This window comes from Methylobacterium sp. E-065 (genome assembly GCF_022829605.1).
Taxonomy (GTDB): Bacteria; Pseudomonadota; Alphaproteobacteria; order Rhizobiales; family Beijerinckiaceae; genus Methylobacterium.
The window spans coordinates 13,136-31,914 of the sequence record NZ_JAKSYD010000295.1 but is presented as its reverse complement, the minus strand read 5'-3'; the positions used below and the strand labels follow the sequence as shown (position 1 = coordinate 31,914).

Sequence of the window (18,779 nt, the reverse complement as noted above, 5' to 3'; positions counted from 1 at the left end):
AGCGCTCCCTGCCGCCCGCGCACCGGTTCGGCTCGAGAGGGCGTGTCGCGACCAGGGTGCACAGCGGCGCACGATGGCGGCGCGATCGGGTACGGACTTCAGCGGTCCCGAAACAGGTCGGGGGCGGCCCTTCGGCCACCCCCGGGGTCACAATCCGTGCGGACGGAACTTAGGACTGCGTCTTCAGGTAGGCGATCACGTCGTTGATCTTCTTATCGTCCGGATAGCCCTGGAAGATCATCTTGGTGCCGGGCACCTTCGCCTTCGGGTTCTTCAGCCACTCGTGCAGATTGGCCTCGTCCCAGGTGATGCCCGAATTCTTCAGGGCCGCCGAGTAGCTGTAGCCTTCGTAGGTGCCCGCCTTGCGGCCCACGACGCCCTTCAGATCAGGTCCGACGCCATTCTTCTGAAAGTTGTGGCAAGCCTTGCAGGGGGCGAACGCCTTCTCGCCGGCGGCCGCGTCTCCGGCCTCCTGGGCCTGAACCGAGAGCGGAACCAGAACGGCAAGGACGGCGCCGAGAACGAGTGAACGCATGGATTTCCTCCTATTGGCCGCCGTCGCGGCAGCACTGTGGGCAGAATGGTCCTGCCTGGAATAGGTCTAATTGAAGTTACAGCCAAGGCGCAACGGTCCCACCCGGCCCGGCCCCCCGCCCGACCGCGACGGCGACCGGCAAAGCCTGAGTGCATCATCGCGATCCCGGCTCGGTGCGGCACATCGAAGCCACGCCGCGGGCCGGCTCGGGGACCGAGACACCGTACGAAGGCCTCATCGGTCACGGGCCGGCTTGTGGCCCCGGTCGCCCGTCCTGTAAGCCTCATGATGCCGTGCAGACCGACGAACGACCGCTTCCGACAAGCCTGACGCGCCTGCTCGCCGCGACCCCATCCGCGCGGCTGCCGCCGAGGGAGCACAGGCTGCCCGCGCGGGATGGCGCGTCCGCCCATGTTGCACTGGAATCCGCCTTGCTGCGGGGCTTCGTGTACGGCGTATCGGGCCTGGTCTGGCTGATCGTGATGCTGCTGATCGTCCGCCATATCGTGGGTTAGGGGGCTCCCCGGGGCCCTGTGGACAGCGACGATCCACGCATGCGTCCGGCCGATCAATCAAGACTTGCCCGGTCAAATCCGCTATCGACAGGCGATGCTGCGGCCAAGATTGTTCTTGGCCTGCGCGGCAGGCGCTCTGTGCGAGGAACCAGACCATGTCGCTGACCGGGCGCTTCTGGTTTCGAAAATCCTGGACGGGGCGGCTCGTGCTGCTGGTCGAGGAGGAGAAGCCCCGGTGGTTCGGCCGTGGCGCCGGAAAGCCGCGCTGGCGCAATGCCCGATTGCTCGATTTCGCGGAGCCCGAATTGCGGCCGCTGATGGTGATGGAGAAGCATCAGCGCGCAAACGCCGGATCCGCACAGGTGCGCACCCTACGGCCGGTCCCCGTGCCTACAGAAATGCGGTCGGCCAACGGCTGAGCCGCGGCCTTGCGTGCGCTGGCCGGCCCGGATCACCACGTGAGCGCCGTGCCCCGCCCGGGGCCCGTTCTCGGAGGTGACGGGATCATGCCGCGCTATTTCTTCCACACGCAGATCGGCGACGACCTGATCAGCGATCCGACCGGCGTCGAGCTGCGCGACCCGGACGCAGCCTGGGACAGGGCACGCGACACGATCCGTGCGGCCCTGCGCGAGCAGGGGGACCAAGCCCGGCTCCTGACCGCCTGCCTGATCGTCGCCGATGCGGCTGGCGACATCGTGCTGGAATTTCCGTTCAGCGAGGTGGTCGCCATTCCGACCACGGACGATCCGATCCTGCACTGACAGCGGCGCGATGCGCTCAAGCGCCCTACATCGCGTCGACCGCGAGTGATCAGGATCTGCGCCACGATGGACACACCCCCGAACGACCTCGACGCGCATGCGCTCGGCCAGGCTGCGCCCGCCAAGGGCTTGGCGCGGGAGGCCTGCCCCTACGCCGAGGGCACGCAGGCCCGCGCGCTCTGGCTCGCTGGTTACGATGCGGCGCTGGCGGACGGCGCCGAGCCCATAACGGGCGGCATCGCCGAGCATCCGATCAACGGGGGGCGGTGATGGACGCCCGGACCGGAGCCCATCCCGGCGCCGCCGCGCATCCGGCCCTGGACCGCAAGGCGGTCGGCGCCGTGGTGCTGGGCAACGCGCTCGAGTTCTATGACTTCACGGTCTACGCCTTCTTCGCCAAGCCCATCGGGGCGGCGTTCTTCCCGGCGGCCGACCCGACCCACAGCCTGCTCGCATCGCTGGCGCTGTTCGGCATCGGCTACGTCATGCGGCCGATCGGCGGGGCCTTGATCGGCGCCTTCGCCGATCGCGCCGGGCGCAAACCCGCGATGCTGATCACGATCGCGCTCATGGCGCTCGGCATGCTGATGCTGGCCGTTTGCCCGTCCTACGCGGCGATCGGCGGCTGGGCGCAGGTGATCGTCATCGCGGGGCGGCTGATCCAGGGCCTGGCGCTCGGCGGCGAGGTCGGCCCGTCCACCGCCTACCTGCTGGAGGCCGCACCCCCGGACCGGCGCGGCTTCGTGACCAGCTGGCAGATCGCCAGCCAGGGCTGCGCCGCCCTGTTCGCCGGGATCGTGGCCACCACCCTGGCGCTCGTCGTCGGCGATCAGGCGATGAGCGAGTGGGGCTGGCGGCTGATGTTCGTGCTGGGTCTCGGCGTCGTGCCGGTCGGCCTCGTCATCCGCAGCCACCTGCCGGAGACGGCGGGCGTCGAGGCGGATCCGAACGCGGCCGACTCGACCCTCGCGGTGGTCGGCCGGCTCCTGCGCGACCACGGCCGGCTGCTCGGTGTGACCTTCCTGGTGATCTCCGCCTCGACCGTCTCGAACGCCATCGGCACCAACATGCCGGTCTATGCCGGCGCGACGCTCGGCCTGAGCGAGACCGCCGCAACCGCGGTGCCGATCGCGCTGGGGCTCGCCTCGGTGGCGTTCCCGCTGCTGGGCGGCTGGCTGGCCGACCGGATCGGCCGGCGGCCCGTCATGATCTGGCCGCGGGCGCTGATCCTGATCCTGGCGGTCCCGGCCTTCGCCTGGGTGGTGCAGGCGCCGAGCGCGGCCAGCGTCTACGCGGTGACGTTCCTGCTCTCGGCGCTCTCCTCCATCAACGCTGCCGCGGTGATCGTCGGCATCCCGGAGGCCCTGCCCCGGGCGGTGCGCAGCGCCGGCCTGTCGATCGTCTACGCGGTCTCGGTCTCGGTGTTCGGCGGCAGCACCAACTTCGTGGTGAACTGGCTGATCGCCACGACCGGGGACCGGCTTACGCCCGCCTACTACCTCGCGGCCTTCAGCCTCATTGGGACGGTCGCGGCCTTCCTGATGCCGGAGACCCGCGGGCGCGACCTCGACTCGAACGAGGAGGCCGGGGCTCGCTGATCGGGTTGCCAGACTTTGGAGAGAGGCCTCCGCAGCAGGGTCTTGCGGACGCAAATTCGGGTTGGATAGGGCTGACGGGCGGGCGCGCAACTCCCTCCCCCGCAAAGGGGGGAGGGAGACGTGCGCTTCCAGTTCCCGATCCGTGAATATTGTAGCCCGCACGGGAGATTGGACTTGTCGCGCTCTGCCGCCCCTGCCGATCTTCGTCGGAGATCTGCAAATATCGCAGGGGATACGGTTGCCGCAGGCCCCTTCGTCGGCGCGGTGGGCCCGCGTCACCGATGTGTGATCGCGCACGCACGTCGCCCCAACGGAGCTGCTCCCTCGCGGCGATGCTAGGTTGTGAGCCGCGCTGGGCCTAGATCGGTCTAATGCCGACACCCCCTGAGACGCACCGCCCCCTGGTCCTCGCCGCGGTGATGGCGGCGATGTTCATGATCGCCATCGAGGCGACGATCGTCTCGACCGCGATGCCGCAGATCGCCGGTCAGCTCGGGGATCTCCACCTCTATGCCTGGGTGTTCGCGTCCTTCCTGCTGACCCAGACGGCCACCACGGTGGTGTTCGGCAAGCTGTCCGACCTCTACGGGCGCCGGCCGGTCCTGCTGTTCGGCATCGCGGTGTTCCTCCTCGGCTCGCTGCTCTGCGGCCTCGCGTGGTCGATGCCCTCGCTGATCCTGTTCCGCCTGGTGCAGGGGATCGGCGCGGGGGCGATCCAGCCGGTGAGCCTGACGGTGGTCGGGGATCTCTATTCGGCGCGGGAGCGCGGCCGGGTCCAGGGCTATCTCGCCAGCGTCTGGGGCATCTCGTCGGTGGCCGGCCCGCTGGTCGGCGGGCTGATCATCGGCCATCTGAGCTGGCCGTGGATCTTCTGGATCAACCTGCCGATCGGTCTCATCGCGGCGGGCCTGTTCCTCCGGTTCCTGCACGAGGGCGTCGAGCGCCGCAGCCGCCAGATCGACGTGATCGGCGCAGGCTTGTTCACCGCCGCGATCGCGGCTTTGATGATCGCGCTGACCCAGGCGGGCGAGTCGGCTGCAGCAGCGCTTTGGCCAGGCGTGGCCTTCGTGGTCGCCGCGCTCCTGTTCGTGCTGCAGGAGCGCCGCGCGCCCGACCCGATGCTCGACATCCGCCGGTGGATGCAGCGGCCGATCGCCACCGCCAACACCGCGACACTCCTGTCCGGCATGACGGTGATCGGGCTCACGGCCTTCCTGCCGATGTACGTCCAGGGCGTGCTGCAGCAATCGCCGCTGATCGCCGGCCTGACCCTGACCCTGATGGTGCTGGGCTGGCCGATCGGCGCGACGACCGCGGCGCGCAGCTTCGTGCGCTTCGGCCTGCGCCCGATCCTGCTGGTCGGCGCGGTACTCCTGCCGCTCGGGGCCACCGCGTTCGTCGCCCTGGGGCCATCGACTTCACCCGCCGTGGCGGCTGCGGGCTCGATCGTGATGGGGCTGGGCATGGGCTTCCTGTCCACCGCCGCCATCGTGATCATCCAGGACAGCGTCGCCTGGGCGCAGCGCGGGGCTGCCACCGCGTCGAACATTTTTGCGCGCAACCTGGGCTCGACGCTCGGCGCGACTGCGCTCGGCGCCGTCCTGAACTACCGGCTGGCGCATCCGACGAGCGGGGCCACGGTCAGTTCGGATGAACTCCGGCGCCTGCTCGACGATCCGTCGAGCTTCGGCGCTGGCGGCGAGGCGATCCGGGCCGGGCTGCAGCATGCGCTCCACGGGACGTTCTGGACCGTCTTTGCGATCGCCGTGTTGACCCTGCTCCTGTCGCTCCTCGTGCCGCCCGTGGCGATCTCGGAGGGGCCGCGCGAGCTCGCGGTGGAGTAGGCGGCGAGCCTGGATGCTTCCGTGCCGCGGCCTCATGCATTAGCCTCCCACCATGCCCCTCGTTCCACCCCCGCGCCCCGCCGCCCCGCCCGCGACGGACATCCCGCCGACCAGCGTGCTGAATGCGAACCAGCCCGAATGGTCGGTGGGCGACCTCGCGGGCGCGCTGAAGCGCACCCTCGAAGACGCGTTCGGCCATGTGCGCCTGCGCGGCGAGATCTCGGGCTATCGCGGGCAGCACGGCTCGGGCCATGCCTACTTCTCGCTGAAGGACGGGCAGGCGCGCATCGATGCGGTGGTCTGGAAGGGCGTGTTCGGGCGCCTGCGCCAGCGGCCCCAGGAGGGGCTGGAGGTGATCGCCACCGGGCGCATCACCACCTTCGCGGGCAAATCGTCGTACCAGATCGTGGTCGAGAGCCTGGAGCCGGCGGGCCTCGGCGCCTGGATGGCTTTGCTGGAGGAGCGCAAGAAGCAGCTTGCCGCCGAGGGGCTGTTCGCGCCCGAGCACAAGCGCGCGATCCCCTACCTGCCGCGCGTCGTCGGCGTCGTCACCTCGCCCACCGGCGCGGTGATCCGGGACATCCTCCACCGGTTGGAAGATCGCTTCCCGCGCCCCGTCCTGGTCTGGCCGGTGCGGGTTCAGGGCGACGGCGCGGCCGAGGAGGTCGCCGCCGCGATCCGCGGCTTCAACGCCCTGAAGCCCGGCGGCTCGATCCCGCGCCCGGACGTGCTGATCGTCGCCCGCGGCGGAGGCTCGATCGAGGATCTCTGGGCGTTCAACGAGGAATGCGTGGTCCGCGCCGCCTTCGAGAGCGCGATCCCGCTGATCTCGGCGGTGGGTCACGAGACCGACACCACGCTGATCGATTACGTGTCCGATCGCCGCGCCCCGACCCCGACCGGGGCCGCCGAGATGGCGGTGCCGGTCCGGGCCGAACTGATCGCCACGGTGGCGGATCTCTCCGCTCGTGCGTTCGGCGCGGTCGGGCGCCGGATCGAGCGCGACCGGGTGGACTTGCGGGCGCTGGGGCGGGCCTTGCCGAGCGCCGATGCCCTGCTGGCGGCCAAGCGTCAGCGGCTCGATCTCGCGGAGGCGCGCCTCGCGCCGGCCCTGGCCGCGGGTGCAAGCCGGCATCGGGCACGGCTCCAGCTCCTGCTCGACCGGATGGCGCGGCGTTCGCCCGATGTGGCGCTGGCCAATGCCCGCGCCCGGTTGGCGCGGATCGATCACCGGCCGCTCCACGCCCTGCGCAACGACGTGCAGCGCAAGGGCGAGGCGCTGGTCCAACTCGGGCGCCGCCTTGTCGTCGCCCGCGACGCGAGCCTGGAGCGGGCCCGCGCCCTGCAGGCGCGCCGGACCGACCGGCTGCTCGCCCTGTCCGACCGCCTGGCCCAGGCCGGCGCGCGCGGGATCGAGCGGCGCCGGGATCGCCTGGAGGGGCTGGCCGGGCTCCTCGGCTCGCTCAGCTACCATGCCGTGCTCGAACGGGGTTACGTGCTGGTCCGGGACGCCGCCGGCCTGCCGATGCGCCGCGCCGCCGAGGCTGCCGCCGCCACGCGTCTCAGTCTGCAGTTTTCGGACGGGACTGTCGCCGTCGTGCCGGAGGGGGAGCGGGATCCGGACGACTCGCCCAAGCGCCGGGCTGGCGCGCGGCCGACCTCAACCTCTTCTCGCCCGACGGAACGGCGTAGCGCGAAGCCGGCCAGCCCGGTGCGGCAGGGCTCGCTGTTCGACGCCTGACAGGGTGGCGGGTTGAAGGAACGCATCGCTGCAATCCACCCGGTCGTCCCGTCGCTGTGCGGGCGAAGCCGGCAGAGGCGACCCGATTAATGATACAACGACGGTAAAACGCCCTCTCGAAGACGTGCAGGCCAGCCCGCGCGGCACCCGTTCAGCCCGGCTCTGGCCCGACCCGGTAGTGGTAGCGGTACAACTCGCGCTCGAATCCGAGGCTGCGATACAGCGCCCGCGCGGGGGTGTTCTCCGCTACCACCTGCAGGCAGGCGGCCTCGGCCCCCTGGGCCCGGCTCCAGCGGAGCAACGCCCCCACGGCGCGCCGGGCATGGCCGCGGCCGCGCAGGGGCGCGGGGGTCGCAACCGACTCGATCACCAGCAACCCGCGGTCGAGGACCCCGAAGGCGATCGCCCCGATCCCGTCCTCCGCGGCCGTGCTGGAGAAAACCCGCGGCAGCATCAGGGCCGCGACCGTGTCGCGAAACACCTGCGCGGCCGCGGCGTCGGCCTGGTTCACCGCGTCGCGAAGCGCCAGCCACTCCGCGCCGGGCGCCGTCGCGACGGTGCCGGACGGGTCGAGCGTATCCGGCACGCCGTCGAGGGTGCGGTACAGGGTGCAGGTCTCGTCAACGACCGCGTAGGCGCCGTGTGCGAGGAGCGGCTCCATCTGCGGCGCGATGGCGGGAATGCGGAAGATCGGGCGCTGGCCGAGGCTCCGGTAGAGCGCGCAAGCTGCCGCGATAGCAGGCTCGGGGGCGCCGCTTCCGCGCATCGGATTGACCGAGTTCTGCCGCTTCGACCGGCCGCCCGCGGCGCGCAGCAGATAGCCCTCAAGCAGGATCTGGCGCGGGCTCGGCCAGGCGTTGAGGCAGGCCTCATCCACGCGCCAGGCCAGATCGGAATCCCCGGTCATGATGTCCTCCTGGCGCGGTGATCGCATGCCGCGGGAACGCGGCCAACGGACCTCCGGCCAAGAGTTTTGCCGTGCGGCGTCGCGTACGCTTGAAGCATTCCAGGCCCGCGCGATGTCTTCGCGATGTCCGAACCCGAATACCTGTTCTGCCTGCACTTTCTCGGCGGGTCTGCCCGAAGTTGGGCGCGGCTCGCCGAGGCGCTCGACGGCGTCGTGACATGCGTACCCATAGACTTGCCGGGCTTCGGCGAGGAAGCCGGCATGACCGGGTTCTCGGTCGACGCAATGGCCGATCACGTAGCGGAGGCCATCCGCGCCCGCGCACCCGCTTCCTACGGGATCGCGGGGCACAGCATGGGGGCCAAGGTGGCGCTGGCCCTGGCGCGCCGCTCCGAGGACGGGGCGCCCGGTCTTGCCGGCCTCACCGACCTGATCCTGGTGTCCGGCTCGCCGCCGAGCCCCGAGCCGATCCCGGAGGAGCGCCGCACCCGGATGGGGGCCTGGATCGACGCGGATCCCGAGACGCGGGCGCGGGAGGCCAGGGCCTTCGTGCGCGAGAATGTTGGGACTACCCTGGATCGCGCGATCGAGGACGCGGCTGTGGCCGATGTGCTCCGGGCCGCGCCGGAAGCCTGGAAGGCCTGGCTCGAGTCCGGTGCCCGGGAGGATTGGTGCCGCCGCATCGGCGTCCTGCGCACGCCGGCCTTGATCCTGGCCGGTTCGGAGGATGCCGATCTCGGCGCGGACGCGCAGCAGGCGCTGATGGCGCCCCATCTCGCGCAGCATCGCCGCGTGACCGTCGATGGCGTCGGCCATCTCCTGCCGCTGGAGCGCCCCGACCTCCTGGCCGGGTCGGTGCGCGAGCATTTCGCCACGCGGGACGCGGCGCCCGTCGCCGGCCCGCCCGAAGTTCCGGCCGCCTACGCGACGCTGATCGCCTCCGAGCGGGTCAACAGCCGGCTGCGCGAAGCACTGAACACCCGTGCCGAGCCGGATGATTCCGCCTACCGGCCGGAGGCCATCGACCCGGTGGAACTCGCGATCCTGCGTGCCGCCCTCGCCCGGGTCCTGCCCGAGGCCGGCCTCGACCTGGCCGCACGGATCGACCGCCGCCTCGCCTCCGGACAGGGCGACGGCTGGCGCTTCTCGGCCCTGCCCGCCGACCCGGACGCCTATCGGGCCGCGCTGCGGACCCTCGATGCTGCCGCACGCACGGCCCACGGCCGCCCGTTCGTGGCCCTCGACACCGGCAACCAGGACGCGCTGCTGACGCTCTGCCAGCGGGGCGAACTGACGGTTCCGGACACGCTCGGCGGCCGGCTCGACGCCGACCGGATGCGCTTCTGGTTCGAGGACCTGCGCGGCGACGCGGCCCGGCTCTGGCTCAGCCATCCGGCGGCCCTGGCGCGGATCGGTTTTTCGGGGATCGGCGCCGGCGGCGACCGGCCTGATGCGATCGCCACGGACCTGCCCGGCTTCCACGCGGTCGGGCTCGACACGCCCGAGGCCTGGGAACCACGACCGTCACACGGGGAGACTGCACGATGAACTTCGCGGGGATGCGGACCTACCGCGAGGATGACGTCGTCGATGCCGTGATCGTCGGCACCGGGGCGGGCGGCGCGCCGCTTCTCGCCCGCCTCGCCGCGGCGGGCCTGAAGGTCGTGGCCCTGGAGGCCGGACCGAACTTCACACCGGAGCGCTTCGCCTTCGACGAGACCCTGGCCGACGAGATCTACTGGACGGATGAGCGCCTCAGCGGCGGCTCCACGCCGGAGGCCTTCGGCGGCAACAACAGCGGCACCGGCGTCGGCGGCTCGACGCTGCACTGGGGTGCCTTCGTGCCGCGGGCCGATGCCCGCGACCTGCGGCTCCACACGGAGACCGGCGAGGGCGTCGACTGGCCCCTCGGCTACGACGACCTGCTGCCGTATTACGAGCGCGTCGAGCGCTTCATCGGCGTCTCGGGGGCGCAGAGCTATCCGTGGGATGCCGACCGGCGCTATCCCCTGCCCCCGGTGCCGCGCAACGGCCCCGCGCAGATCATGGCGCAGGCCTGCGAAGCCCGGGGCATCCGCTGGGCCGATGCGCCTGCGGCCGTGGTCTCGAGGGACTTCCAGTCCGAGGACGGACCCCACCGCGGCGCCTGCATCAATTGCGGCTACTGCCACCAGGGCTGCCGCAACGGCGCCAAGGCCAGCATGGATGTCACCTACCTGCCGATGGCGCTGGCCCGCGGTGCGGAGATCCGGGCCGAGGCCTTCGTGCACGGCCTGGAGCGCGGCACGGACGGGCGCATCACCGCCGTGGTCTACCGGCAGGACGGCCAGGATCGGCGCCAGCGTTGCGCCACGGTCTTCCTCTGCGCCGGCGCCGTCGAGACGCCGCGGCTGCTGCTGCATTGCGGGCTGGCCAATTCCAGCGACCAGATCGGCCGGAACTACATGGGCCATGTGGCGACGCAGGTCTGGGGCACCTTCCCGCACGAGGTGCGGATGAACCGCGGCTATCCCTCGTCGCTCATCACCGAGGACTTCATCCGCGCGGGGTCGGATTTCGCCGGCGGCTACCTGATCCAGAGCCTCGGCGTGGTGCCGGTGACCTTCGGCAACGCGGTGGCGCGTGGGCGCGGCCTGTGGGGCAAGCCGCTCCTCGACTATCTCGACCGCTACAACAACCTCGCCGGCATCGGCATCAACGGCGAGACGCTGCCCTGCGACGCCAACGTGCTGACGCTCTCCGACGAAACCGACGCGCGCGGGATGCGCAAGCCCCAGATCAGCTTCGGCTACGGCACCAACGAGAACCGCCTCAACGCCCACGCCACGCAGGTGATGCGTGACCTGTGGGAACAGGCCGGCGCCGACGACATCTGGGTGCTGGAGCGCGTCGCGCACACGCTGGGTACCTGCCGGATGGGCCGCGATGGGTCGAGCGCCGTGGTCGATCCGCAGGGCCGCAGCTTCGACATCGACAATTTGTGGATCTGCGACGGCTCGACCTTCCCGAGTTCGCTGGCTGCCAACCCGGCGCTGACTATCATGGCGCTGAGCCTGCGCACCGCCGACGCGTTTCTGGGCGGCGGATCGGCCGGGCGGGGCTGAGGTCCGGCCGGCGCACGGTGAAACGGCGCAGCGTGGCGGACGCGGGGGCAGCCTGAGACGCGCGAGGGGCGTTCCGTCGGCCTACGCGGCCCGCACCGTCGTGAGGAAGCGATCGACCTCCGCGGAGAGGTGCTCGGACTGGCGCGAGAGTTCGGAGGCCGCCCCGAGGACCTGGCTCGCCGCCGCCCCCGTCTCCTCGGCGGCATCCGCCACGCCCGCGACGTTGCTCCTCACCGCGCCAGTGCCCTGCGCCGCCTGGGTGACGTTGCGCACGATCTCCTGGGTCGCCGAGCCCTGTTGCTCTACCGCCGCGGCGATCGTGGTCGCCACCCCGCTGAGATCCTGGATCCGCCCGGTGATCACCCCGATCGCCGTCACCGCCTGGCCGGTCGAGGCCTGGACCCGCGTGATCTGCCCGGAGATCTCATCGGTGGCCTTGGCGGTCTGCTCGGCGAGCGCCTTGACCTCCGAGGCGACCACCGCAAAACCGCGGCCGGCGGCACCGGCCCGGGCCGCCTCGATCGTGGCGTTGAGCGCCAGGAGGTTGGTTTGGCTCGCGATCGAGGCGATCAGCCCGACCACATCGCCGATGCGCGCGACCGCCCCACTCAGCTCCTGCACCAGCGCGGTGGTCCGATCGGCCTCCGAAGCCGTCGCCTGCGCGAGTTCCGCGGAGCCCTGCACCTGTCGGCCGATCTCAAGAACCGAGGAGCCCAGTTCCTCGGCCGCCGCCGCCACGGTGCTGACGTTGCTGGCGGCCTGCTCGGCGGCGGCCGCCACGGTGGTGGATTGGTCGGCCGTCTGGGCCGCGGTGGCGCTCATGGTCTGGGCGGTGGCCTGCAATTCGGTGGCCGACGCCGAGACGAGGTCGATGATGCTGCCGACCGCCCGCTCGAAGCCGTCGGCCATCTGCCGCATGACGGTCCTGCGCTGCTCCTCGGCGGCCAGCCGCGCCTGGGCGGTCTCCGCCTCGAGCGCGCGGGTGCGGATCAGGTTGTCCTTGAATACCTGCATGGCCGCCGCCATCACGCCGATCTCATCGCGGCGGTTCAAGCTCGGGATCCGGACGTCCAGATCACCGGCCCCGAGCCTGGACATCGTCCCCTGCATGGCGGTGAGCGGCCGGACGACGCGGAACTGCGTGATCGCCAGGCCCCCCAGGACCACGAGCAACGCCGCCCCGATGACGGCCGACATCGCTGTCATGAGCCGCCGCGCCCGTTCGACCGCGGTTTCCGTCGCGGCTACGACCTGATCCATCGCACTCGTCGCGACGGTCAGGACCGTGCGCTGGCGGACGCCGTTGTCCGCCTGGAGGTCGGCCAGGGAAATCGGCATCGCCCCGCCGACTAGACCCTCGCGGACAGCGTGTCTGAACTGGGCGTTCTCGGCGGAGAACATGCGCGCCTGCGCCACGGCAACGTTCTGCCGGATCAGATCCGGCACGTCCGGCCGGTGAAGGCGCTCTTGGACGGAAGACCAGAAGGCGTCGGCCTTTCCCAGGTTCGCCGCCATGGATTCCGCCTCGGCTGCCGACAGGGGCTTCCGGCCGGCGACCGCCTGCGTGAGCGTGGCATAGGCCGATCCGACTGCGGAGCGGGCGTGCCACGCCGCGTTCTTGATCGCCACGAGGGAGCCGGTTTCGGGCGCGATCCGCTGGATCCGGTCTCCCAGGCCGACTGAGAGACGATCGAGCGTCGCCAGCAGGCGGTCCGCTTGCGTCGCCCAGCGCTCCGCCAGCGCATCATCCCGGTCTTCCGTGCGGGCCAACGCATGGTCGATCGCCGGACGCAGCGCGACGAGCGCCCGATACTCGGAGTGTGTCTCTGCCGCGGCCTTCGTGAGTTCGGGGTCGGCGAACCCGGCCGCCTGCAAACCGATCTCCCGCATCGTCGCATCGACTTCCGAGCGGACCTTGGCGATCCGCTCGATGACTGTCCGGGCCTCCCCGGTACTCGCCTTGAGGCCGGAAAGGCTGTTGCCCCGCTCGAAGCGAAGGGCCTGCAATGCGTTCAAGACGGCTTTGTCCGCGACGGCATCGAGCTTGGCGATTTCAGACGCGGCCACGACCTCCCACGCATGCCACGCCCGCACCGCGACATCGGCGATGAGCGCGAGGCCGAGGAACCCAACGACCGCAAAGAGATTCGTCCGGAGCGAGATATTGAGCGCGCGCATGCTCTGTATTCCCTGTCGCTTATAGATCAATTTTCCAGAGTTGTGCGAACAAGGTCCTGTTTTTTCGCGCGCAGACTCGGAGTTTCAGAGTATGGCGATAAGATCGACAACTTCGCAATGTGTCTTGAACCGGTCTGCATTGCGGTGCGCGCCGCTCTCCACCGGAGCCGATCGGGTTTCTCGGTCGGTTACATCATGCTCCCTGGCAGGATCGACTTACTCCGATCGACCGGGACGCCGTTCGTGGCGCGTCCCAGGCAGCCTCGACGCGTCCGCCGTGGCTGCGCCGGACGGGTGCCCTCAGCCAGCCGCACCGCGCAATGCGGCAAGCCCGCGCCGCTGGCGGCCCTCGGCGTCGAAATTCACGGGATCGAGCCATGCTTCGAAGCCGGCGCGGACCTTCGGCCAGTCCGCGTCGGTGATCGAGAACCACGCCGTGTCGCGCGAGCGACCCTTCACCACGGTGGCATTCCGGAAAATGCCCTCAAAGGTGAAACCCAGGCGCAGGGCCGCCGCCCGGGACGGGGCGTTGAGGCTGTCGCACTTCCACTCGTAGCGGCGGTAGCCGAGCTCGTCGAAGGCGCGCGCCATCATCAGCGCCATGGCTTCGGTCGAGGCCGGGCTGCGCTGCAGGCGCGGCCCATAATGGAGGTGCCCGACCTCGATCACGCCGTTGGCCGGATCGATTCGCAGATACGCGGCGATGCCTAGGGGCTCGCCGCTCTCGCGGTCGAGGATCGCCTGGAACAGCGGATCCCGGCTCGCCGCCCTGGCTTCGAGACGCTCCCGGAACGCTGCCTCGCTCTCGGGCATCTCGTCGGAGAGATAAGTCCACGTCCGCCGATCGGGCGCTGCGCTGTAGGCTGCGAACAGGCCGGCCGCGTGGGCCTCGGCGTCGAGGGGTACGACCCGGCAGGTGCGGCCCTCCATCGGCGTCCGGGGCGGGTGCGGACGCGGCGTCCAGTCCGGCAGAGCCGGTCCGATCGGCTGACCGAAATCGTCGACGCGTGCGCTCATGACCGGCTCCGCTCGGCGACCAGTTCGGCGAGTTCCGCCTCGCCCGCGGCCTGGAATCCCGCGATGACGCCCGCCCGGTCAAGCTCGGTCCTGTTCTGGCTCATCTTCCACTTCCCCTCGATACGCGTGATCGGGATCTCGAGACCGATCAGCGCCCGAACCTGCGCCGCCACGAACGGCTCCGGCGCGTCGGACACCGCCCAGGGCTCGGCGCGCGATCCTTCCCGCAGCGCGGTGAGATCGGCGATCTGGCGCCGCAACCATGCCGCGTCCTCGATCACGCGCGGGCGGCCCCAGGCATGGACGGTGGCGTAGTTCCAGGTCGGCACGACGCGGCCATGAATCGGCTTGCTCGCGTACCAGCTCGGGGTGACGTAGCCCTGCGGCCCCTGGAACACCACGAGGCATTCGGCGACCGCCGCGAGCTCTGCGCCCTGCGGGTTGGCGCGCGCGAGATGCGCGCGCAGGATGCCGTGTTCCCCGCCGGCGTCGATAAGGAACGGGATCGGGTTGGCGATCAGGCCCCCCGGCCCGGCGGTGATCAGGAGGCCGAGCGGATAGGCGCGGATCAGCGCGTGCTGGGCTTCGAGAGCATCCTCCCTGAAGTGTGGCGGCTGGTACACGGGCCTCCTCCTGTCGGGTCACGTGAACGCATCGTTTGCCCGGGGTGCTTGACCATTCGGTGGACCAGAGGAAAGGTCCAATTCCTGAAACGCGACTGGACCACTTGCCGGGATGTCCAGGGCCCCGCTTCCGCTGCCCGTCAGCCTCGATCCGGCGAACCCGCTGCCGCTCCATGTGCAGCTCCGGGAAGCGTTGCGCCGGGCGATCCTCGACCGCCGGCTGCCGCGCGGGGCTCGCCTCCCGGCCTCGCGCGTGCTGGCCGCCGACCTCGCCTGCGCCCGCGGCACGGTGGTGCTCGCCCTCGAGCAGCTCGTGGCCGAAGGCTACCTGATCGCCCGCCCCGGCTCGGCCACGCGCGTCGCCGGGACCCTGCCGGACGATTCGGTGCCGTCGGCGGTCCGGCTTGTCGGAGCGTCGGTCGCACCGCTGCCCACCCTGTCGCGCCGGGGTGCCGGCCTCACCGCGACGCCGCGGCAGCGGTACATGGCGGGATCCACCGCGCCCGACGCCTTCGCGCTGGGCCGTCCCGCACCCGATGCCTTCCCGTATGCGGTCTGGGCGCGCCTGCTCCAGGCCGAATGGCGGCAGGGGCCGGCCGAGCCGCCGGATCCCCGCGGATCACCGGCGTTGCGCGGCGCCATCGCGGCCTATCTGGCGCAGGCGCGGGGCGTCGTCTGCGAGGCCGACGACGTGATCGTCACGACCGGCATCCGGCAGAGCCTGCGGCTGCTCGCGGAGCTGCTGCTCGATCCCGGGGAGACCGCCCTGGTGGAGGAGCCGGGATTTCCCGGGATTGCCCAGGCGCTGGCCAGCGCGGGCCTGCGGCCGGTGCCGATCCCGGTCGGACCGGGCGGGCTGTCGGCGTCCCGCGCGGCCCTCCTGGCGCCCGGTGCGCGGCTCGCCGTGGTGACGCCGGCCCACCACTACCCCCTCGGCCATACCATGAGCCTGGAGAACCGCCTCGACCTCCTGGCTTGGGCGGATTCCGTCGCGGGCTGGATCGTCGAGGACGATTACGACGGCGCCTACCGGTATGCCGGCCGTCCGCTCGCGCCGTTGCGCGCCCTCGATCGGTCGGGCCGGGTCATCTACGTCGGCAGCTTCTCCAAGCTCCTGCTGCCGGCCCTCGGCTTGAGCTACCTTGTCCTTCCCCGGGGGCTGGTGGCCTCGGTCAATCAAGCGCTCGCCGAGATCGGTCCCGCCCCGCCCGGGATCGGCCAGTGGGCGCTCGCGCGCTTCATCGAGGACGGGCACCTCGCCGGTCATCTGCGCCGGACCCGCCGCCTCTACGCCCTGCGGCAGGAGGCTCTGGTGGAGGCCGCCGTGACCTTCGCCGCGGACGTGATCGCGGTCGACCCGATGGAGGGTGGGATGCATCTCATCGCGCGGCCCGGCCCGGCCTGGGTGCCGAGCCTCACCGATGCCGCCGCCGCGGCAGCGCTCGGCCACGCCGGGATCTCCGCGGTGGCGCTCTCGGCCTATCACGCGGGGGTGCCGGAGCCCGGGCTGCTGCTCGGCTACGCTGCCGTCCCCGACCGGGCGATCGCCCCGGCGGTGCGGCGCCTGGCGGAGGCGCTGCGGGAGATGCTGTGAGACGGAGCCCGTTCAGGGCACGATCGCGCCGGTCTCGGCGAACCGGGCCAGCCGCGCGACGAGGGGCGCGACCATCACGCGGTCCAGCTGCCGCAGCAGACCGCTCTGCGCATGGGCGACGTTCGCCTCGGCCTGCTCGCGCGCCCGGCGGTGCCAAGCCGGGCGATCCGCCTTGCAGTCGGTCCAAGCCCGCTCGATCGCGCGAAACACCTGCGGCAGGCGTTCGATCGGGTCGGCAATCGGGTCGTAGCCGTGGTCGATCAGGTCGTCGAAGGTGTGGAACCCCAATTCGGAGAGCCGCGCCACGGCGCGCGGGGCGCCGACCATCACGAAGGGCAGACCGGTCGCGGCGGCCTTCAGGGATTTTTCCGTGATCCGCTCCACGCCGGGTTCGAAGAAGTCGGTCTCCGAGATCACCGTCAGGTCGCAATCGGCGTAAGCCTGCGTGTCCAGGGTCATCACCATGTCGGTGCCCTGGTCGGCGTCGATCCGCTGGGCCCGGCGGGGGATCCAGGTTTCGATATCGGCCAGCAGCGGGCCGAAGGCGGCCTCGATCTCCGGCGGCCGGTGAAAGACGTCGATGCCGCCCGCCTTCGGGTTGTCGGTGCCGATGCCGTGGAAGGAGATCACACCGTCGCGGTCCAGGCCGTTGAGCTGGAACCAGCGGTAGAGCAGCACCCGGTGCCAGCGCAGGGCCGCGTTCTGGCACAGGAAGCGCGCCGGACCCGCGCTCCGCGCGAATGGTGCATAGCCGGTGCGATCGAGCGGATGCTGCGGGAAGAGGCGCGGGCCGGCCTCCGCGTCGAGCCAGAGGGCGACCTGGAGCGGGAAGAACTCGAACGTCCAGAAGCGCAGGCCGTCGCCGTAAAGCCGGTCGTACTCCAGCCGCAACAGGTGGTTCTGGGACACGAGCACGACCCGGTCGCGGGGGATCCCGAGGCCGTCGAGGTTGCGGTGGAGCGCCTCGAAGGTTGGCGCGTGCAGGCCCGGGCCCTCGTTCGAGAGGTCGAGCAGCAGCGCCGCGCGCCCGGTGCGCAGGTTCTCGACATCGCCCGGGTGCAGCAGATCCAGCCGTCCGTTCGCTTCCGGGAAACCCAGGCGGACGAAATCGAGCACCGGCAGGCAGAGGACGTGGCGCGCCGCTCCCGGATCGGCCGTGACGGTGATCGGCTTGCCCATCCAGCCGAGCGCAGCCGGCAGGAAATGGCCGGCCTCTCCCCGGGGGACGAGCAGAATTGCGGAGGAGGGTTGGCTCATCGTCACGCCCGGACGGCCCACAACCGGGCCGCGCGAAGCCGGATAAAGACTCTGCGCGCAGGCGTCGAGGTCAGGCCGGGACCGGCTCCGCGGCGCGCACCGGCGTCGGCCCCGCCCGGTAGGCGGCCGAGGCCTCCTCGGTCCGCCAGCAGGCGACGTCGTGGCCGGCGGCGATCGCGGCGACCGGCGGCATTTCCCGGCGGCAGCGCTCCTCCGCCAGGAAGCAGCGCGGCGCGAAGGGACAGCCCGGCGGGCGGTTCGCGAGATCCGGCGGGCTGCCCGGGATGGTCTCCAGCCGGGAGCCCTTGGCGAGCGCCCCCTCTGCGCGGCTGCGCAGGAGGCCGATCGTGTAGGGGTGGTGCGGGTTCAGCACCACCTGATGCGCGGTGCCGGTCTCGACGATCTTGCCCGCGTACATCACGGCGATCCGGTCGGCGACCTCAACCGCCGCGCCGAGATCGTGCGTGACGATCACGATCGACAGGCCCAGATCGCGCTGCAGCTCACGCAGCAGCAGCAGCACCTGGATCTGCACCGTGGCGTCGAGCGCCGTGGTGGGCTCGTCGGCCAGCAGCACCTGCGGGTGGCAGGAGAGCGCCAGCGCGATCATGGCCCGCTGGCGCATGCCGCCCGACATCTCGTGCGGGTAGTTGTCGAGGCGCCGCTCCGGGCTCGGGATCCGAACCCGCTCGAACAGGGCCAGCGCCCGCTTGCGGGCCTCGTCCTTGGAGATCGTCTCGTGCCGCCGGATCGCCTCGGTGATCTGCTGGCCGACCGTATAGACCGGATCGAAGGCGAGCAGCGGTTCCTGGAAGATCATCGAGACGTCGCCGCCGCGGAAATCGGCGAGCTGGCGCTTGGTCAGGGCCTGCACGTCCTTGCCGGCGGCCAGGATCCCGCCCTCGATCCGGCTGCGCCCCTCCGGGAACAGCCGCAGGATCGCCCGCAGGGTCACGCTCTTGCCGGAGCCGGATTCGCCGATGAGCGCCAGCGCCTGCCCGCGCTCCAGGGTCAGGTCGACACCGTCGACGACCTGCACCTTGCCGAAGGCGACGCGCAGGTCCTTGAGCGCAACGGCGGGTTCTGAAGAGGACATCGGGGT

Annotated in this window: 17 protein-coding genes; 10 read left to right on the top strand and 7 right to left on the bottom strand. The window is 71.1% G+C overall.

What is annotated here, in order from left to right; all coding sequences use genetic code 11:
• Positions 1 to 169: 169 nt before the first annotated feature.
• Positions 170 to 535, bottom strand: coding sequence for a c-type cytochrome (locus tag MKK84_RS33370; protein WP_243927036.1), 366 nt, complete (start codon positions 533 to 535; stop codon positions 170 to 172).
• A 293-nt stretch (positions 536 to 828) separates the two neighbouring features.
• On the opposite strand from MKK84_RS33370, the gene MKK84_RS33365 reads away from it, so the two are divergent.
• The 7 genes from MKK84_RS33365 (at position 829) to xseA (ending at position 6,997) form a co-directional block, all read left to right on the top strand.
• Complete coding sequence (locus MKK84_RS33365) at positions 829 to 1,050, top strand: hypothetical protein (RefSeq protein ID WP_243927034.1); 222 nt, start codon at positions 829 to 831, stop codon at positions 1,048 to 1,050.
• Positions 1,051 to 1,205: 155 nt separating this feature from the next.
• Positions 1,206 to 1,469: a hypothetical protein gene (locus tag MKK84_RS33360; RefSeq protein ID WP_243927032.1), complete on the top strand. Its 264-nt coding sequence runs from the start codon at positions 1,206 to 1,208 to the stop codon at positions 1,467 to 1,469.
• An 87-nt stretch (positions 1,470 to 1,556) separates the two neighbouring features.
• The gene (locus MKK84_RS33355; protein WP_243927031.1) at positions 1,557 to 1,814 is read left to right on the top strand and encodes a DUF6894 family protein; all 258 of its coding nucleotides are present in this window, start codon (positions 1,557 to 1,559) and stop codon (positions 1,812 to 1,814) included.
• Positions 1,815 to 1,880: 66 nt separating this feature from the next.
• A complete protein-coding gene (locus MKK84_RS33350; protein ID WP_243927029.1) occupies positions 1,881 to 2,084 on the top strand; it encodes an Rmf/CrpP family protein in 204 nt (67 codons plus the stop codon).
• The gene (locus MKK84_RS33345; protein WP_243927026.1) at positions 2,084 to 3,412 is read left to right on the top strand and encodes an MFS transporter; all 1,329 of its coding nucleotides are present in this window, start codon (positions 2,084 to 2,086) and stop codon (positions 3,410 to 3,412) included. Before MKK84_RS33350 ends, MKK84_RS33345 begins: the two co-directional genes overlap by 1 nt.
• A gap of 371 nt (positions 3,413 to 3,783) precedes the next feature.
• Positions 3,784 to 5,256, top strand: coding sequence for an MDR family MFS transporter (locus tag MKK84_RS33340; RefSeq protein ID WP_243927025.1), 1,473 nt, complete (start codon positions 3,784 to 3,786; stop codon positions 5,254 to 5,256).
• 52 nt (positions 5,257 to 5,308) lie between these two features.
• Positions 5,309 to 6,997 carry an exodeoxyribonuclease VII large subunit gene (xseA, locus tag MKK84_RS33335; protein ID WP_243927023.1) on the top strand — a complete coding sequence of 563 codons (1,689 nt, stop codon included), beginning with the start codon at positions 5,309 to 5,311 and terminating at the stop codon, positions 6,995 to 6,997.
• 151 nt (positions 6,998 to 7,148) lie between these two features.
• Here xseA and MKK84_RS33330 read toward each other — a convergent pair whose 3' ends face one another.
• Positions 7,149 to 7,904: a GNAT family N-acetyltransferase gene (locus MKK84_RS33330; RefSeq protein ID WP_243927021.1), complete on the bottom strand. Its 756-nt coding sequence runs from the start codon at positions 7,902 to 7,904 to the stop codon at positions 7,149 to 7,151.
• A 123-nt stretch (positions 7,905 to 8,027) separates the two neighbouring features.
• Between MKK84_RS33330 and MKK84_RS33325 the strand changes: the two genes are divergently transcribed.
• On the top strand, positions 8,028 to 9,452 hold the full coding sequence (locus tag MKK84_RS33325) for an alpha/beta hydrolase (protein ID WP_243927020.1): 1,425 nt from the start codon (positions 8,028 to 8,030) through the stop codon (positions 9,450 to 9,452).
• The gene (locus MKK84_RS33320; RefSeq protein WP_243927018.1) at positions 9,449 to 11,008 is read left to right on the top strand and encodes a GMC family oxidoreductase; all 1,560 of its coding nucleotides are present in this window, start codon (positions 9,449 to 9,451) and stop codon (positions 11,006 to 11,008) included. Before MKK84_RS33325 ends, MKK84_RS33320 begins: the two co-directional genes overlap by 4 nt.
• An 81-nt stretch (positions 11,009 to 11,089) precedes the next feature.
• Here the strand turns inward: MKK84_RS33320 and MKK84_RS33315 are convergent, their stop codons facing one another.
• From MKK84_RS33315 to MKK84_RS33305, 3 genes are all read right to left on the bottom strand, one after another.
• A complete protein-coding gene (locus tag MKK84_RS33315) occupies positions 11,090 to 13,186 on the bottom strand; it encodes a methyl-accepting chemotaxis protein (RefSeq protein ID WP_243927016.1) in 2,097 nt (698 codons plus the stop codon).
• A gap of 300 nt (positions 13,187 to 13,486) precedes the next feature.
• On the bottom strand, positions 13,487 to 14,203 hold the full coding sequence (locus MKK84_RS33310) for a GNAT family N-acetyltransferase (RefSeq protein ID WP_243927013.1): 717 nt from the start codon (positions 14,201 to 14,203) through the stop codon (positions 13,487 to 13,489).
• On the bottom strand, positions 14,200 to 14,826 hold the full coding sequence (locus MKK84_RS33305) for an FMN-binding negative transcriptional regulator (RefSeq protein ID WP_243927011.1): 627 nt from the start codon (positions 14,824 to 14,826) through the stop codon (positions 14,200 to 14,202). Before MKK84_RS33305 ends, MKK84_RS33310 begins: the two co-directional genes overlap by 4 nt.
• Before the next feature lie 112 nt (positions 14,827 to 14,938).
• On the opposite strand from MKK84_RS33305, the gene MKK84_RS33300 reads away from it, so the two are divergent.
• Positions 14,939 to 16,420 carry a PLP-dependent aminotransferase family protein gene (locus MKK84_RS33300; RefSeq protein WP_243927009.1) on the top strand — a complete coding sequence of 494 codons (1,482 nt, stop codon included), beginning with the start codon at positions 14,939 to 14,941 and terminating at the stop codon, positions 16,418 to 16,420.
• A gap of 12 nt (positions 16,421 to 16,432) precedes the next feature.
• Here the strand turns inward: MKK84_RS33300 and MKK84_RS33295 are convergent, their stop codons facing one another.
• Positions 16,433 to 17,677: a hypothetical protein gene (locus MKK84_RS33295; protein ID WP_243927007.1), complete on the bottom strand. Its 1,245-nt coding sequence runs from the start codon at positions 17,675 to 17,677 to the stop codon at positions 16,433 to 16,435.
• Between the two features lie 70 nt (positions 17,678 to 17,747).
• Positions 17,748 to 18,773 carry an ABC transporter ATP-binding protein gene (locus tag MKK84_RS33290; RefSeq protein ID WP_243927005.1) on the bottom strand — a complete coding sequence of 342 codons (1,026 nt, stop codon included), beginning with the start codon at positions 18,771 to 18,773 and terminating at the stop codon, positions 17,748 to 17,750.
• Positions 18,774 to 18,779: the final 6 nt, after the last annotated feature.